Annotated in this window: 14 protein-coding genes; 11 read left to right on the forward strand and 3 right to left on the reverse strand. The window is 56.3% G+C overall.

Annotation, left to right across the window (positions count from 1 at the left end):
• Position 1 precedes the first annotated feature (1 nt).
• The 3 genes from leuB to leuL all read right to left on the reverse strand — a co-directional run bounded on the left by leuB (position 2) and on the right by leuL (position 2,846).
• Positions 2-1,093 (reverse strand): 3-isopropylmalate dehydrogenase, encoded by a 1,092-nt coding sequence (gene leuB, locus ACLEXF_RS19320; protein WP_064187710.1) that lies wholly within the window; start codon positions 1,091-1,093, stop codon positions 2-4.
• Positions 1,093-2,664 (reverse strand): 2-isopropylmalate synthase, encoded by a 1,572-nt coding sequence (leuA, locus tag ACLEXF_RS19325; RefSeq protein ID WP_004204323.1) that lies wholly within the window; start codon positions 2,662-2,664, stop codon positions 1,093-1,095. The genes leuB and leuA overlap by 1 nt, the downstream gene beginning before the upstream one ends.
• A 95-nt stretch (positions 2,665-2,759) precedes the next feature.
• The gene (gene leuL / locus ACLEXF_RS19330; protein ID WP_017901192.1) at positions 2,760-2,846 is read right to left on the reverse strand and encodes a leu operon leader peptide; all 87 of its coding nucleotides are present in this window, start codon (positions 2,844-2,846) and stop codon (positions 2,760-2,762) included.
• 614 nt (positions 2,847-3,460) lie between these two features.
• On the opposite strand from leuL, the gene leuO reads away from it, so the two are divergent.
• The 11 genes from leuO to mraY all read left to right on the forward strand — a co-directional run bounded on the left by leuO (position 3,461) and on the right by mraY (position 16,319).
• Positions 3,461-4,429: a transcriptional regulator LeuO gene (leuO, locus tag ACLEXF_RS19335; protein WP_072140386.1), complete on the forward strand. Its 969-nt coding sequence runs from the start codon at positions 3,461-3,463 to the stop codon at positions 4,427-4,429.
• Between the two features lie 394 nt (positions 4,430-4,823).
• On the forward strand, positions 4,824-6,548 hold the full coding sequence (gene ilvI / locus ACLEXF_RS19340) for an acetolactate synthase 3 large subunit (RefSeq protein WP_017901190.1): 1,725 nt from the start codon (positions 4,824-4,826) through the stop codon (positions 6,546-6,548).
• A gap of 2 nt (positions 6,549-6,550) precedes the next feature.
• The gene (ilvN, locus tag ACLEXF_RS19345; RefSeq protein WP_002888536.1) at positions 6,551-7,042 is read left to right on the forward strand and encodes an acetolactate synthase small subunit; all 492 of its coding nucleotides are present in this window, start codon (positions 6,551-6,553) and stop codon (positions 7,040-7,042) included.
• 180 nt (positions 7,043-7,222) lie between these two features.
• Positions 7,223-8,227, forward strand: coding sequence for a catabolite repressor/activator (gene cra / locus ACLEXF_RS19350; protein WP_407259929.1), 1,005 nt, complete (start codon positions 7,223-7,225; stop codon positions 8,225-8,227).
• Between the two features lie 640 nt (positions 8,228-8,867).
• Positions 8,868-9,326: a division/cell wall cluster transcriptional repressor MraZ gene (mraZ, locus tag ACLEXF_RS19355; protein WP_004204327.1), complete on the forward strand. Its 459-nt coding sequence runs from the start codon at positions 8,868-8,870 to the stop codon at positions 9,324-9,326.
• Between the two features lie 2 nt (positions 9,327-9,328).
• On the forward strand, positions 9,329-10,270 hold the full coding sequence (rsmH, locus tag ACLEXF_RS19360; protein WP_017901189.1) for a 16S rRNA (cytosine(1402)-N(4))-methyltransferase RsmH: 942 nt from the start codon (positions 9,329-9,331) through the stop codon (positions 10,268-10,270).
• On the forward strand, positions 10,267-10,632 hold the full coding sequence (gene ftsL, locus ACLEXF_RS19365; RefSeq protein ID WP_002888550.1) for a cell division protein FtsL: 366 nt from the start codon (positions 10,267-10,269) through the stop codon (positions 10,630-10,632). The genes rsmH and ftsL overlap by 4 nt, the downstream gene beginning before the upstream one ends.
• A gap of 15 nt (positions 10,633-10,647) precedes the next feature.
• Positions 10,648-12,414: a peptidoglycan glycosyltransferase FtsI gene (locus tag ACLEXF_RS19370; RefSeq protein WP_004204330.1), complete on the forward strand. Its 1,767-nt coding sequence runs from the start codon at positions 10,648-10,650 to the stop codon at positions 12,412-12,414.
• Positions 12,401-13,888, forward strand: a complete 1,488-nt coding sequence (gene murE, locus ACLEXF_RS19375) for a UDP-N-acetylmuramoyl-L-alanyl-D-glutamate--2,6-diaminopimelate ligase (protein ID WP_017901188.1) — start codon at positions 12,401-12,403, stop codon at positions 13,886-13,888. The genes ACLEXF_RS19370 and murE overlap by 14 nt, the downstream gene beginning before the upstream one ends.
• The gene (gene murF / locus ACLEXF_RS19380) at positions 13,885-15,243 is read left to right on the forward strand and encodes a UDP-N-acetylmuramoyl-tripeptide--D-alanyl-D-alanine ligase (protein WP_043522244.1); all 1,359 of its coding nucleotides are present in this window, start codon (positions 13,885-13,887) and stop codon (positions 15,241-15,243) included. The genes murE and murF overlap by 4 nt, the downstream gene beginning before the upstream one ends.
• A complete protein-coding gene (gene mraY, locus ACLEXF_RS19385; protein WP_004204335.1) occupies positions 15,237-16,319 on the forward strand; it encodes a phospho-N-acetylmuramoyl-pentapeptide-transferase in 1,083 nt (360 codons plus the stop codon). Before murF ends, mraY begins: the two co-directional genes overlap by 7 nt.
• The last annotated feature ends 1 nt before the right edge of the window (position 16,320 follow it).

Below are 16,320 nucleotides of genomic sequence, written 5' to 3' on the forward strand. Positions count from 1 at the left end.
ATTACACCCCTTCTGCGACATAGCGGGCAATGATATCGCCCATTTCATCAGTGCTGACCGCCGCCGTGCCGCGCGCTAAGTCGCCGGTACGAATCCCTTCCTCCAGAGCGCGGTTAATCGCGCTTTCAATTGCGCTCGCCGCCTCGTTAGCGTCAAGGCTATAGCGCAGCAGCAGCGCCAGGGAGAGGATCTGCGCGATCGGGTTAGCGATATTTTTGCCAGCGATATCCGGCGCCGAGCCGCCTGCAGGCTCGTACAGGCCGAAACCTTGTTCGTTAAGGCTGGCGGACGGCAGCATACCCATCGAGCCGGTGATCATTGCGCACTCGTCGGAGAGGATGTCGCCGAACAGGTTGGAGCACAGCAGCACGTCGAACTGAGACGGATCTTTAATCAGCTGCATGGTGGCGTTATCGATATACATATGCGCCAGCTCAACGTCCGGATACTCTTTGCCGATCTCACTGACGATTTCGCGCCACAGAATAGAGGACTGCAGAACGTTGGCTTTATCGATGGAGGTCACTTTGTGACGACGTTTACGGGCAGATTCAAAAGCGATGCGCGCGATACGTTCGATTTCAAAGCGGTGATACACCTCGGTATCAAAAGCTTTCTCATGCTGACCGCTGCCTTCGCGGCCTTTCGGCTGGCCGAAGTAGATGCCGCCGGTCAGTTCGCGAACGCAGAGAATGTCGAAGCCGTTGGCGGCGATGTCGGCGCGCAGCGGGCAGAACTCTTCCAGCCCCTGATACAGTTTGGCCGGGCGCAGGTTGCTGAACAGTTTAAAGTGTTTACGCAGCGGCAGCAGGGCGCCGCGCTCTGGCTGTTCTGCGGGCGGCAGGTGTTCCCACTTCGGGCCGCCAACGGAGCCGAACAGGATCGCGTCCGCCTGCTCGCATCCGGCGACCGTCGCCTGCGGCAGGGGAGTTCCATGGCGGTCGATGGCCGCGCCGCCGACGTCGTACTGGCTGGTGGTAATGTGCATGGCAAAACGTTGGCGCACGGCTTCCAGTACTTTCATCGCCTGGTTCATCACTTCCGGGCCAATGCCATCACCCGGCAAAACGGCAATATGGTAATTCTTCGACATTACACGGTTTCCTTATTGTTCTCTTTATTCTGAGCTTTGCGTTGCAATTCTTTTTCGACTTCGGCGGCGCGCCAGATGTTGTTCAGCACATGAACCATCGCTTTGGCTGACGACTCTACGATATCCGTTGCCAGACCAACGCCGTGGAAACGGCGGCCGTTGTAGTCAACGACGATATCCACCTGGCCCAGGGCGTCTTTGCCGTGGCCTTTCGCGCTTAAGCCATATTTCACTAATTCAATGTTGTAATTGGTGACGCGGTTAATCGCCTGGTAGATAGCATCGACCGGACCGTTGCCGTTGGCGGCTTCAGTTTTGATCTCATCCCCGCAGACCAGTTTGATCGAGGCGGTGGCGATATCGCTGGAGCCGGACTGAACGTTGAAGTAATCCAGGCGGAAATGCTCTGGCTCTTCCTGCTGCTTGTTGATAAAGGCCAGCGCTTCCAGATCGTAATCGAAGACCTGTCCTTTTTTGTCCGCCAGCTTCAGGAACGCGTCATACAGATGATCCAGGTTGTAATCGCTCTCCTGGTAGCCCATCTCTTCCATCCGGTGTTTCACCGCCGCGCGGCCGGAACGGGAGGTCAGGTTCAACTGCACCTGGTTCAGACCGATGGATTCCGGGGTCATGATCTCGTAGTTTTCGCGGTTCTTCAGCACGCCGTCCTGGTGGATACCGGAGGAGTGGGCGAAGGCGCCGGTGCCGACGATGGCTTTGTTCGCCGGGATCGGCATGTTGCAGATCTGGCTGACGGTCTGGCTGGTGCGCCAGATTTCATGGTGGTTGATATTGGTGTGCACGTTCATGATGTCTTTGCGCACTTTAATCGCCATGATGACCTCTTCCAGCGCGCAGTTGCCGGCGCGCTCGCCGATACCGTTCATCGCGCCTTCTACCTGGCGAGCTCCGGCGTGGACCGCGGCGAGGGCGTTGCCGACGGCAATGCCCAGGTCATCATGGGTGTGAACGGAGATAATGGCTTTGTCGATATTCGGTACGCGCTCATACAGGCCGCTGATAATGTTGGCGTACTCGAACGGCATGGTGTAGCCGACGGTATCCGGAATATTTATGGTGGTGGCGCCAGCGTTAATCGCTGCTTCCACGACGCGAGCCAGGTCAGCTATTGGCGTACGGCCGGCGTCTTCACAGGAGAATTCGACATCGTTAGTGTAATTGCGCGCCCGCTTCACCATATAAACCGCTCGCTCAATGACTTCATCCAGGGTGCTGCGCAGTTTGGTGGCGATATGCATCGGCGAGGTGGCGATGAAGGTGTGGATACGGAACGCTTCGGCCACCTTTAAGGATTCCGCCGCCACGTCGATATCTTTCTCAACGCAACGCGCCAGAGCGCATACGCGGCTGTTTTTGATGGTGCGCGCGATGGTCTGCACGGATTCAAAATCGCCCGGAGAAGAAACCGGGAAACCGACTTCCATCACGTCAACACCCATGCGCTCGAGGGCCAGAGCGATCTGCAGCTTCTCTTTGACACTCAGGCTTGCCTGTAACGCTTGTTCGCCATCACGTAAGGTCGTATCGAAAATAATGACTTGCTGGCTCATGGTTTGGATCCTTAGTCTGTGTCCTGGCGCCTTGTTGACGAGCATAAAAAAACCCGCGCCAAGGCGCGGGTTTTATAGTCTTGCTGGAAGATGACTTAACGCTGAACGTCGCCCAACAGCCTACCGCGCAAATGGCATGCGTTTAGTAGTAGTAGGCTGGTGATGCGAGTGGTGCGAATCATTGCGTCAAACTCCAGATGAAATCGTTATGCTTTTAGAGTTACTGGATAGCCGTTTCAAAGTCAACCCCTGGCATGGAAAAAGCGTTTTTGGTCCACGGCGTGAATTAGCTAATTGTGCTGATGTTTGCCCTTTTTTGCCGAAGATCCTTTTTTGGCCCTGCGGGAGCGCACTGGGATATGTTTCAGTTGACAATGTACTTTGCATTAAAGGCTTCGCTCACGATGCGCCGCGAGCGAGGCGGCAAAAAATCGCTATCTAAATGAAAAGATTATATTTATTTTTCGTGTGAATATCTCCACCCCTTAGCGGCTCTTTTTTCAATGATAAATGGTTGTTAATTTTATGGGGTAGAAAATAAAATGCTTTATTATTGCTTAAGTTACAGTTAATCATTGGTGTTGTTTTTATTTTTCTGAATTATGGTTAAACTCATCATCATTAAGTAACTAGTATGGTTTGAGCAGTTCACCTATTCCGGCGGTACCGGATTTACACTGCCACTCATAGCCTTGATATATTCCTAAAATACACCTTTGCTATTTTGCAAATGTCATTAGCATGATAAATGATATTTTCGCCGCTAATCATAGCGGTTTAGTAAAGGGAATTCATCGTGACGGCGGAACTAGATATGTTAATTGAAAGTCCAGAATATAAATCAGCCCCCGGACAGGAAGTCGTAAAACCTCAACTACGGATGGTTGATCTCAATCTGCTTACCGTTTTTGATGCGGTTATGCAGGAACAGAATATTACCCGTGCCGCCCATACGCTCGGCATGTCTCAACCGGCGGTGAGCAACGCGGTTTCACGTCTGAAAGTGATGTTTAATGATGAACTGTTTGTGCGCTATGGCCGCGGTATTCAGCCGACGGCGCGGGCCTATCAGCTCTTTGGCTCAGTGCGCCAGGCGCTGCAGCTGGTGCAAAACGAATTGCCAGGCTCCGGTTTTGAACCACTGAGCAGTGAGCGTGTTTTCAATCTGTGCGTCTGTAGCCCGCTGGATAACATCCTGACGTCGGTGATATTTAATAAAGTCGCTGAAATCGCGCCCAATATTCATTTAGTCTTTAAATCAGCGCTTAATCAAAATACGGAACATCAGCTACGTTATCAGGAAACGGAATTTGTGATCGGTTATGAAGAGTTCCGTCGCCCTGAGTTTGCCTGTGTGCCGCTATTCAAAGATGAAATGGTTCTGGTGGCCAGTCGCAACCATCCGCGTATCTCCGGACCGGTGATGGAGGCTGATATTTATCGCGAGGAGCATGCCGCGGTGGCTCTTGATCGGTATGCCTCATTCAGTCTGCCGTGGTATGACACGGCCGATAAACAAGCGCGCATCGCATATCAAGGTAATGCGATGGTCAGCGTATTAAACGTGGTGTCACAAACACAGATGGTGGCCATTGCGCCGCGCTGGTTGGCAAATGAGTTTGCCGATAAGTTAGCGCTGCAAATATTACCTCTGCCGCTGAAGGTGAATAGCCGGACCTGCTATCTCTCCTGGCACGAAGCGGCGGGTCGCGATAAAGGCCATCAGTGGATGGAAGAGCTGCTGGTGGATATTTGTCAGCGCTGAGCCGATGGCAATGATCATGAAAGGGGCTTCGGCTCCTTTTTTTATATGATTGAATTACAAGAATGCAGAATTTTATGCTGTTTACCCTTTCGGTTGCTCTCCGCCCGTTAACAAAAAATGGATCAATTCCTGCTATCGCGCCTTTTCTCCGAGTATTTACTATTCTCTTTTCTTATCTCTGAAGCATTCCACCATATTTTCCTCTCTCCGCTTGTTTTTCTTCTTATTCCACTTAGAAAGCCCCTGTCGTGGCGAATTGCCTGCCTGCTGGCGAGCAGTTATGGTAGTGGCATGCAGTCCATTCACCTCAGTGCGGAGGGGTACCCCTTCGCATCGTGCGAGCGCGCGGAAATTGAGTTCCGCTGTCGTAAAACAATAAGCCTGGAGGCAAACCATGGAGATGTTGTCAGGAGCCGAGATGGTCGTCCAATCGCTTGTCGATCAGGGCGTCAAGCAAGTATTCGGCTATCCCGGAGGCGCAGTCCTCGATATCTATGATGCGTTACATACCCTTGGCGGTATCGATCATGTGCTGGTTCGCCACGAGCAGGCGGCGGTGCATATGGCGGATGGTCTGGCGCGAGCGACCGGGGAGGTCGGTGTGGTGCTGGTGACCTCAGGGCCTGGGGCGACGAACGCCATCACCGGTATCGCGACGGCCTATATGGACTCTATCCCGCTGGTGATCCTCTCAGGGCAAGTGGCGACATCGCTTATCGGCTATGATGCCTTCCAGGAGTGCGACATGGTGGGGATTTCCCGCCCGGTGGTGAAGCACAGTTTCCTGGTGAAGCAGACCGAAGATATTCCCGGCGTGCTGAAGAAAGCCTTCTGGTTAGCGGCCAGCGGTCGCCCCGGGCCGGTGGTGGTCGATCTGCCGAAGGATATACTCAATCCGGCGAAGAAACTGCCGTACGTCTGGCCAGACGCGGTCAGCATGCGCTCGTATAACCCGACGACCAGCGGCCATAAAGGCCAGATTAAACGCGCCCTGCAGACCCTGGTGGCGGCGAGCAAGCCGGTCGTCTACGTCGGCGGCGGGGCGATCAATGCGCAATGCGAACCACAGCTGCGCGAACTGGTGGAAAAGCTGAAGCTGCCGGTGGCCTCCTCCCTGATGGGGCTGGGCGCTTTCCCGGCGACGCACTCGCAGGCGTTGGGGATGCTGGGCATGCACGGCACCTATGAAGCCAACATGACCATGCACCATTCAGACGTGATTTTTGCCGTCGGCGTTCGCTTTGACGATCGGACCACCAATAACCTGGCCAAATACTGTCCGAACGCGACTGTGCTGCATATTGATATCGATCCGACCTCAATCTCGAAAACCGTGCCGGCAGATGTGCCGATCGTCGGCGATGCCCGGCTGGTGCTGGAACAGATGCTGGAGCTGCTGGAACAGGAAGAGGCGCAGCAGCCGCTGGACGATATTCGCGACTGGTGGCTACAGATTGAGCAGTGGCGCGCCCGCCATTGTCTGCGCTACGACGACCAGAGCGATAAGATCAAACCGCAGGCGGTGATTGAAACGATCTGGCGACTGACCCAGGGCGATGCCTATGTCACTTCCGATGTGGGTCAGCACCAGATGTTCGCCGCCCTTTATTACCCCTTCGACAAACCGCGGCGCTGGATTAACTCCGGTGGTCTCGGCACCATGGGCTTTGGCCTACCGGCAGCGCTGGGGGTCAAAATGGCTCTGCCGGACGAAATGGTCGTCTGCGTGACCGGTGACGGCAGTATCCAGATGAATATTCAGGAACTTTCCACCGCGCTGCAATATGAACTGCCGGTCCTGGTGCTTAACCTCAACAACCGCTATCTGGGGATGGTGAAGCAGTGGCAGGATATGCTCTATTCCGGGCGCCACTCGCAGTCCTATATGGAGTCGCTGCCGGACTTTGTGCGTCTGGCTGAAGCCTATGGCCACGTTGGCATCCGCATCAGTGAGCCACAGGAGCTGGAGACGAAGCTTGCTGAAGCCCTGGAGCAGGTGCGACAGCGCCGGCTGGTGTTTGTCGATGTCACCGTCGACGGCAGTGAGCATGTGTACCCCATGCAGATCCGCGGCGGCGGCATGGATGAAATGTGGTTGAGCAAAACGGAGAGGACCTGATTATGCGCCGGATATTATCGGTATTACTGGAAAACGAATCGGGCGCATTGTCCCGCGTTATCGGCCTCTTTTCCCAGCGCGGCTATAATATAGAAAGCCTGACTGTCGCGCCGACAGACGATCCGACCCTCTCCAGGATGACCATCCAGACCGTGGGCGATGAAAAAGCGATCGAGCAGATTGAAAAGCAACTGCACAAGCTGGTGGATGTCCTGCGGGTCAGCGAACTGGGGCAGGGGGCTCATGTCGAACGTGAAATCATGCTGGTGAAGGTCCAGGCCAGCGGTTACGGCCGTGAAGAAGTGAAGCGCAACACCGAAATCTTTCGTGGACAGATTATCGACGTGACGCCTTCTATCTATACCGTCCAGCTCGCCGGCACCAGCGATAAGCTCGACGCCTTCCTGGCCTCGCTGCGCGATGTCGCTCGGATCGTGGAAGTGGCTCGCTCCGGCGTGGTCGGCCTGTCTCGCGGTGATAAAATCATGCGCTGAGGATCGGGAATTGATGCAAAAATAGCCCGGCAGCGACTGTCGGGCTTTTTTTTTGCGAAATCAGTAGGAACTGTAAGCGAAAGCGGTTGCTGCGCTAACTATTCTGCGTTTAGATGTTATAAAAAGGGTTCCATACCTGAATAATGGTTATGTTTGGCACTTCTTACCCAAGGGGCAATTGTGAAACTGGATGAAATCGCCCGGCTGGCCGGTGTTTCAAGAACCACCGCGAGCTATGTGATTAATGGCAAAGCGAAGCAGTACCGCGTAAGCGACAAGACGGTCGAAAAGGTGATGGCTGTCGTGCGAGAGCACAACTATCATCCGAATGCGGTCGCTGCTGGCCTGCGTGCAGGACGCACACGCTCTATCGGTCTGGTGATCCCGGATCTGGAAAACACCAGCTATACCCGCATTGCAAATTATCTGGAGCGGCAGGCGCGCCAGCGCGGCTATCAGCTGCTGATTGCCTGCTCGGAGGATCAGCCCGATAACGAAATGCGCTGTATCGAGCATCTGCTACAGCGCCAGGTGGACGCCATCATTGTTTCCACCTCGCTGCCGCCGGAGCACCCTTTCTACCAGCGCTGGGCTAACGATCCGTTTCCGATTGTCGCCCTCGACCGCGCCCTTGATCGCGAGCACTTCACCAGCGTCGTCGGCGCTGATCAGGATGACGCCGAGATGCTCGCCGCCGAGCTGCGGACTTTTCCAGGCGAAACGGTGCTTTATCTTGGCGCGCTGCCGGAACTGTCGGTGAGCTTCCTGCGCGAGCAAGGCTTCCGTAAAGCCTGGCAGGACGATCCGCGTGAGGTGCATTATCTCTATGCCAACAGCTATGAGCGAGAAGCGGCGGCCCAGCTATTTGAAAAATGGCTTGAAACTCATCCGATGCCGCAGGCGCTGTTTACCACCTCTTTCCCGCTGCTGCAGGGCGTCATGGATGTGACGCTGCGCCGTGAGGGTAGACTGCCTTCCGAGCTGGCGATCGCCACCTTCGGCGATAATGAGCTGCTCGATTTCCTGCAGTGTCCGGTACTGGCCGTGGCCCAGCGCCATCGCGATGTTGCTGAGCGGGTGCTCGAGATCGTCCTCGCTAGCCTCGATGAACCGCGCAAGCCGAAACCAGGCCTCAGCCGTATTCGTCGTAATCTTTATCGCCGCGGCAGCCTGAATCGCCGTTAAGGGCGCAATATCGTCAGCATCCAGGATTATTCCTGGCAGGCCTGCCAGAGAGCAGGCCGCTGGCGATAAATCAGGCAACTGACGTCCAGAATGCAAAACTGAATATATTTCAGACAAATCCCTAAACTTCTTTACGCGTTATTTTGTTTTATTCCCTGGCAATCGTTTTGTGACTCAAAACAGGACACAAAAAATGATGGTGCAGGCTTTAATTGTATTATTTTGTTACATTCACCAAGTTAATTGCTGAATTAACACCCATTTTGTTCGCCACTACCGTTCTCCCCTGCCTTATCCCGCGCCTGGTCCACCCCTCAGGCAGCAACAGGTACTGTTAACGGCCGGCATAATGGCCTAAAATGCCGCTCGCGTCGCAAACTGACACTTTATATTTTCCCGCCGAAGATATTTTGTTGTTTATAACTGTTACGAGTTTGTTGGTTATTTTCTTACACGTATTCATAACGTTAATTTGCCTCGCCTGTTGATGATTTTTTCATCAGGGCTAATGTCGGCTGTAAATAATGGGTTTTTGAGCTCCGTTGGCATTCGTGCTGGCTTGACAAGCTTTTCCTCCGCTCCGTAAACTCCTTCTGGTGGGAATTTGTGGGATAAAGTGGCGAAAAGGGGTGAGGCTGGCATGTTCCGTGGAGCAACGTTAGTCAATCTCGACAGCAAAGGCCGCCTGGCCGTGCCAACGCGCTATCGCGATGGGCTGATCGAGGACGCTGCCGGTCAATTGGTATGCACCATTGACATTCATCACCCGTGCCTGCTGCTTTATCCATTGCCTGAATGGGAAGTCATCGAGCAGAAATTGTCGCGTTTATCGAGCATGAATCCCGTTGAGCGGCGCGTACAGCGTTTGCTTCTGGGTCATGCCAGCGAATGTCAGATGGATAATGCCGGTCGCTTGCTGATTGCGCCGGTGTTACGGCAGCATGCCGGGCTGACAAAAGAAGTGATGCTGGTCGGGCAGTTTAATAAATTTGAACTGTGGGACGAAACGACCTGGTATCAACGGGTCAAGGAAGATATCGACGCTGAGCAGTCCGCGACCGGTGAACTGTCGGAGCGCCTGCAGGATTTGTCTTTATAAAAATGATGGAAAATTTTAAACACACTACGGTACTTCTGGATGAAGCCGTCAACGGCCTCAATATTCGTCCAGACGGTATCTATATTGATGGTACCTTTGGTCGCGGCGGTCACTCGCGCCTGATCCTCTCCCGGCTGGGAGCGGAAGGACGCTTGCTGGCAATCGATCGCGATCCACAGGCGATTGCCGTCGCGCAAACCATCGATGATCCCCGCTTTTCCATCGTACATGGTCCATTTTCACAGCTTGCTGATTATGTCGGCGAGCGCAATCTTACCGGTAAGATCGACGGCATTCTGCTCGATCTCGGCGTCTCTTCCCCACAGCTTGACGATGCGGAACGCGGTTTTTCCTTTATGCGCGACGGACCGCTGGATATGCGCATGGATCCGACGCGCGGTCAGTCTGCGGCCGAATGGTTGCAGACCGCTGAAGAAGCGGATATCGCCTGGGTGATTAAAACCTTCGGCGAAGAGCGTTTCGGCAAACGGATCGCCCGCGCGATCGTCGAACGTAATCGCATTGCACCGATGACTCGCACCAAAGAGCTGGCGGAGGTCATCGCCGCGGCTATGCCGGTAAAAGATAAGCACAAACATCCCGCGACCCGTACCTTCCAGGCGGTGCGCATTTGGGTAAACAGTGAACTGGAGGAGATAGAGCAGGCGCTAAAAAGCTCGCTCAGCGTGCTGGCCCCAGGCGGGCGGCTGTCGATCATTAGTTTTCATTCGCTGGAAGATCGCATTGTAAAGCGCTTTATGCGCGAGCAAAGCCGCGGTCCGCAGGTTCCGGCGGGAATACCGATGACCGAATCGCAGCTCAAAAAACTGGGCGGCCGTGAGTTACGAGCACTAGGCAAGTTGATGCCGGGCGAAGAAGAGGTGGCAGAGAATCCACGCGCCCGTAGTTCAGTGCTGCGTATTGCAGAGAGGACGAACGCATGATCGGCAGAGTGACAGAGGCCTTAAGCAAGGTTAAAGGGTCGATTGGAAGCAACGAGCGCCATGCTTTGCCTGGCGTGATCGGGGACGACCTTCTGCGGTTTGGGAAACTGCCACTCTGCCTGTTCATTTGCATCATTATTACGGCGATTACCGTGGTCACCACCGCGCACCACACGCGCCTGCTGACCGCGCAGCGTGAACAACTGGTTCTGGAACGCGACGCCCTGGACATTGAATGGCGCAACCTGATCCTCGAAGAGAACGCGCTCGGCGATCACAGTCGGGTTGAGCGGATCGCGACCGAGAAGTTGCAGATGCAGCACGTCGATCCATCCCAAGAAAATATCGTTGTACAGAAATAAGGATTATTGCGACGGATGAAAGCAGCGCCAAAAACGCCTAAAGCAAAACGTCAGGAAGAACAGGCCAACTTTATCAGTTGGCGTTTTGCGTTGCTGTGCGGCTGTATTCTACTGGCGCTGGCTTTTCTGCTGGGGCGGGTTGCCTGGCTACAGGTAGTCAGCCCGGACATGCTGGTGCGCCAGGGCGATATGCGTTCTCTGCGCGTACAGGAAGTATCCACCGCGCGCGGGATGATTACCGACCGCTCCGGTCGTCCGCTTGCGGTCAGCGTGCCGGTGAAGGCTATCTGGGCCGATCCAAAAGAACTTCATGATGCCGGCGGGGTAACCCTGGATACGCGCTGGAAGGCTCTGGCGGATGCCCTCAATATGCCGCTGGATCAGCTGGCGACGCGCATCAATACCAATCCGCGGATGCGTTTCATCTATCTGGCGCGTCAGGTTAACCCTGACATGGCCGACTACATCAAAAAACTGAAGCTGCCGGGCATTCATCTACGTGAAGAATCCCGTCGTTACTACCCTTCCGGGGAAGTGACCGCTCACCTCATCGGCTTTACCAACGTCGACAGCCAGGGGATTGAAGGGGTCGAAAAGAGCTTTGATAAATGGCTTACCGGCCAGCCGGGCGAGCGTATCGTGCGTAAAGACCGCTATGGCCGGGTAATTGAAGACATCTCTTCCACCGACAGCCAGGCGGCGCACAACCTGGCGCTGAGCATCGACGAGCGTCTGCAGGCGCTCGTCTATCGTGAGCTGAACAACGCCGTGGCCTTTAACAAAGCCGAGTCCGGCAGCGCGGTGTTAGTGGACGTGAACACCGGCGAAGTGCTGGCGATGGCCAACAGCCCGTCCTACAACCCAAACAACTTTGCCGGCACGGCGAAAGACACCATGCGTAACCGCGCCATCACCGACGTGTTCGAACCGGGTTCGACGGTGAAGCCGATGGTGGTGATGACGGCGCTGCAGCGCGGTATCGTCAACGAAAATACCGTGCTCAATACCGTGCCTTATCGAATTAACGGCCACGAAATTAAAGACGTGGCGCGCTACAGCGAATTGACCCTGACCGGGGTACTACAGAAGTCGAGTAACGTCGGTGTTTCTAAGCTGGCGTTAGCGATGCCGTCCTCAGCGTTAGTAGATACTTACTCACGTTTTGGGCTTGGAAAGGCGACCAATTTGGGGTTGGTCGGAGAACGCAGTGGCTTATATCCTCAAAAACAACGGTGGTCTGACATAGAGAGGGCCACCTTTTCTTTCGGCTACGGGCTAATGGTAACCCCGTTACAGTTAGCGCGAGTCTACGCAACGATTGGCAGCTACGGCATCTATCGCCCGCTGTCGATTACCAAAGTTGATCCACCGGTTCCGGGCGAACGTGTCTTTCCGGAATCACTCGTTCGTACCGTCGTTCATATGATGGAAAGCGTGGCGCTGCCTGGCGGCGGCGGCGTGAAGGCGGCGATCAAAGGCTATCGCATCGCGATTAAAACCGGTACGGCGAAAAAAGTGGGGCCGGATGGCCGCTACATCAACAAATATATTGCTTACACCGCAGGCGTTGCGCCCGCCAGCCATCCGCGCTTTGCGCTGGTGGTGGTGATCAACGACCCGCAGGCAGGTAAATACTACGGTGGCGCCGTTTCCGCGCCGGTGTTCGGTGCCATCATGGGCGGTGTATTGCGCACCATGAACATCGAGCCGGATGCGCTGGCAACGGGCGAAAAAAGTGAATTTGTAATTAATCAAGGCGAGGGAACAGGTGGCAGATCGTAATTTGCGCGACCTTCTCGCTCCATGGGTGCCAAACGCACCGGAGCGCATTCTGCGAGAGATGACGCTGGACAGCCGGGTGGCTGCTTCCGGCGATCTCTTTATCGCGGTACAGGGTCATCAGGCGGACGGGCGTCGTTATATCCCGCAGGCGATAGCGCAAGGTGTGGCTGCCATTATTGCTGAAGCCCAGGGCGAAGCTAAAGACGGTGAGATCCGTGAAATGCACGGCGTGCCGGTTATCTACCTGAGCCAGCTTAACGAACGCTTATCGGCGCTGGCCGGGCGTTTTTATCATCAGCCGTCGCAGCAGCTGCGTCTGGTGGGCGTGACCGGTACCAACGGCAAAACCACCACCACCCAGCTTCTGGCGCAATGGGCGAAACTGCTCGGCGAAACCAGCGCGGTGATGGGGACCGTCGGCAACGGCCTGCTGGATAAAGTGGTGCCGAGCGAAAACACCACCGGTTCTGCGGTCGATGTTCAGCACGTGCTTTCCGGTCTGGTCGAGCAGGGGGCAACCTTCGGCGCGATGGAAGTCTCTTCCCACGGGCTGGTGCAGCACCGCGTGGCGGCCCTGCAGTTTGCCGCCTCGGTATTTACCAACCTGAGCCGCGACCACCTCGACTACCATGGCGACATGGCGCACTACGAAGCGGCGAAATGGCTGCTGTACTCCACCCACCATTGCGGCCAGGCCATCGTCAACGCTGACGATGAAGTCGGTCGTCGCTGGCTGGCGAAGCTGCCGGACGCGGTGGCGGTGTCGATGGAAGATCATATCAATCCGAACTGCCACGGCCGCTGGCTGAAGGCCACCGCGGTTAACTATCACGACAGCGGTGCCACCATCCAGTTTGACTCCAGCTGGGGCAACGGTGAAATCGAAAGCCGCCTGATGGGCGCCTTTAACGTTAGCAACCTCCTGTTGGCGCTGGCCACGCTGCTGGCGCTGGGCTATCCGCTGGCCGATCTGCTGAAAACTGCGGCGCGTTTACAGCCGGTATGCGGCCGTATGGAAGTGTTCAGCGCGCCCGGTAAACCGGCGGTGGTGGTGGATTATGCCCATACCCCTGACGCACTGGAAAAAGCACTGCAGGCCGCGCGCCTGCACTGCAGCGGCAAGCTGTGGTGCGTCTTCGGCTGCGGCGGCGACCGTGACAAAGGCAAGCGTCCGCTGATGGGGGCGATTGCAGAAGAGTTCGCCGATATCGTGGTCGTCACTGACGACAACCCGCGTACCGAAGAACCGCGGGCGATTATCAACGATATTCTGGCCGGCATGCTCGATGCAGGTCATGCAAAAGTGATGGAAGGCCGTGCGGAAGCGGTGACCAACGCCGTGATGCAGGCGCAGGAGAACGACGTGGTGCTGGTGGCGGGTAAAGGCCATGAAGATTACCAGATCGTCGGTAACCGTCGTCTGGATTATTCCGACCGCGTCACCGTTGCGCGTCTGCTGGGAGCGGTAGCATGATTCGCTTTACGTTAAGCCAGCTCGCCGCGATCGCCCATGGCGAACGGCAGGGTAGCGATATCGCTATCGACGAGGTGACCACCGACACCCGTAAAGTCACAGCGGGCTGCCTGTTTGTGGCGCTAAAAGGCGAGCGTTTCGACGCCCATGATTTTGCCGAACAGGCGAAAGCGGCAGGCGCCGGCGCGCTGCTGGTGAGCCGTCCGCTGGCCTGCGATCTCCCGCAGGTGATCGTGAAAGATACCCGGCAGGCTTTCGGCGAGTTAGCCGCCTGGGTCCGTCAGCAGGTGCCGACCCGCGTCGTCGCCCTAACCGGCTCGTCAGGTAAAACCTCGGTCAAAGAGATGACCGCGGCGATCCTCAGCCAGTGCGGCAACACGCTGTATACCGCCGGCAACCTGAACAACGATATCGGCGTACCGATGACTCTGCTGCGTCTGACCAAAGAACATCAGTACGCGGTGATTGAGCTCGGCGCCAACCACCAGGGCGAAATCGCCTGGACCGTCAGCCTGACGCGTCCTGAAGCGGCTCTGGTCAACAACCTTGCCGCCGCGCACCTTGAAGGTTTCGGCTCGCTGGCGGGCGTGGCGAAGGCGAAGGGCGAAATCTATACCGGTCTGCCGGAAAACGGCATCGCCATTCTCAATGCCGACAACAACGACTGGCTGAACTGGCAGGCAGTGATTGGCGATCGCAAAGTGTGGCGCTTCTCACCGAATGCGGCCAACAGCGATTTCACTGCGACTAACGTGCAGATCACCAGCCACGGCACCGAATTTACGCTGCAGACTCCAACCGGTAACGTTGATGTACTGCTGCCGCTGCCGGGACGCCACAACATCGCTAACGCGCTGGCGGCGACCTCGCTGGCGATGGCGGTAGGCGCCGATCTGGCGGCGGTGAAAGCCGGTCTGGCGCAGCTGCAGGCCGTTCCGGGACGTCTGTTCCCGATCCGCCTGACCGAGAGCCAGCTGCTGCTGGATGACTCCTATAACGCTAACGTCGGTTCGATGACCGCGGCGGTGCAGGTCCTGTCAGAGATGCCCGGCTTCCAGACGATGGTGGTCGGCGATATGGCCGAACTTGGCGCGGAAAGCGCGGCTTGCCACCGTGAAGTCGGCGAAGCGGCGAAAGCGGCAGGGCTGGATTGCGTTCTCAGCGTCGGCGCCTTGAGCGCGGATATCAGCCGCGCCAGCGGCGTGGGCGAACATTTTAACGATAAAGCCGCCGTGGTGGCTCGCCTGCGCGAGCTGCTGGCTGAGCATAAGATAATGACCATTTTAGTGAAGGGTTCACGTAGTGCCGCCATGGAAGAGGTAGTACGCGCATTACAGGAGACTGGGACATGTTAGTATGGCTGGCCGAACATTTGGTCAAATATTATTCCGGCTTTAACGTCTTTTCGTATCTGACGTTTCGCGCCATCGTCAGCCTGCTGACCGCGCTGTTCATCTCTCTGTGGATGGGCCCGCGCATGATCGCCCGTCTGCAAAAACTCTCCTTCGGCCAGGTGGTTCGTAACGACGGTCCGGAGTCTCATTTCAGTAAGCGCGGTACCCCGACCATGGGGGGGATCATGATCCTCACCGCGATCACCGTGTCGGTGCTGCTGTGGGCTTACCCGTCCAACCCGTACGTCTGGTGTGTGCTGACGGTGCTGATCGGCTACGGCATCATCGGCTTCGTTGATGACTACCGTAAAGTGGTGCGCAAAGACACCAAAGGCCTGATCGCCCGCTGGAAGTACTTCTGGATGTCGGTGATTGCCCTTGGGGTCGCCTTTGCCCTGTATCTGGCGGGGAAAGACACCCCGGCGACCGAGCTGGTGGTGCCGTTCTTTAAAGACGTCATGCCGCAGCTGGGGCTGTTCTATATCCTGCTGGCCTACTTCGTGATCGTCGGCACCGGCAACGCGGTTAACCTGACCGACGGTCTCGACGGCCTGGCGATCATGCCCACCGTCTTCGTCGCGGCGGGTTTTGCGCTGGTGGCGTGGGCGACCGGTAACATGAATTTCGCCAACTACCTGCACATTCCTTATCTGCGCCACGCCGGCGAACTGGTGATCGTCTGTACGGCGATCGTCGGCGCGGGGCTAGGCTTTCTGTGGTTTAACACCTACCCGGCGCAGGTCTTTATGGGCGACGTCGGTTCGCTGGCGCTCGGCGGCGCGCTGGGCATTATCGCCGTGCTGCTGCGTCAGGAATTCCTGCTGGTGATTATGGGCGGCGTTTTCGTGGTGGAGACCCTGTCGGTGATCCTGCAGGTTGGCTCCTTTAAGCTGCGCGGTCAGCGTATCTTCCGCATGGCGCCGATCCACCACCACTATGAACTGAAAGGCTGGCCGGAGCCGCGCGTTATCGTGCGCTTCTGGATTATTTCGCTGATGCTGGTGCTGATTGGCCTGGCGACGCTGAAGGTACGTTAAT

Origin of the sequence: Klebsiella pneumoniae complex sp. WS1778 (assembly GCF_049472055.1) — a bacterium.
GTDB classification, from domain to species: Bacteria; Pseudomonadota; Gammaproteobacteria; order Enterobacterales; family Enterobacteriaceae; genus Klebsiella; species Klebsiella quasipneumoniae.

Bases quoted from the DNA above. Each gene is read 5' to 3' on its own strand.
- leuB (WP_064187710.1), bottom strand. From the start codon at position 1,093: ATGTCGAAGAATTACCATATTGCCGTTTTGCCGGGTGATGGCATTGGC.
- leuA (WP_004204323.1), bottom strand. From the start codon at position 2,664: ATGAGCCAGCAAGTCATTATTTTCGATACGACCTTACGTGATGGCGAA.
- leuL (WP_017901192.1), bottom strand. From the start codon at position 2,846: ATGATTCGCACCACTCGCATCACCAGCCTACTACTACTAAACGCATGC.
- ilvI (WP_017901190.1), top strand. From the start codon at position 4,824: ATGGAGATGTTGTCAGGAGCCGAGATGGTCGTCCAATCGCTTGTCGAT.
- ilvN (WP_002888536.1), top strand. From the start codon at position 6,551: ATGCGCCGGATATTATCGGTATTACTGGAAAACGAATCGGGCGCATTG.
- mraZ (WP_004204327.1), top strand. From the start codon at position 8,868: ATGTTCCGTGGAGCAACGTTAGTCAATCTCGACAGCAAAGGCCGCCTG.
- rsmH (WP_017901189.1), top strand. From the start codon at position 9,329: ATGATGGAAAATTTTAAACACACTACGGTACTTCTGGATGAAGCCGTC.
- ftsL (WP_002888550.1), top strand. From the start codon at position 10,267: ATGATCGGCAGAGTGACAGAGGCCTTAAGCAAGGTTAAAGGGTCGATT.
- ACLEXF_RS19370 (WP_004204330.1), top strand. From the start codon at position 10,648: ATGAAAGCAGCGCCAAAAACGCCTAAAGCAAAACGTCAGGAAGAACAG.
- murF (WP_043522244.1), top strand. From the start codon at position 13,885: ATGATTCGCTTTACGTTAAGCCAGCTCGCCGCGATCGCCCATGGCGAA.
- mraY (WP_004204335.1), top strand. From the start codon at position 15,237: ATGTTAGTATGGCTGGCCGAACATTTGGTCAAATATTATTCCGGCTTT.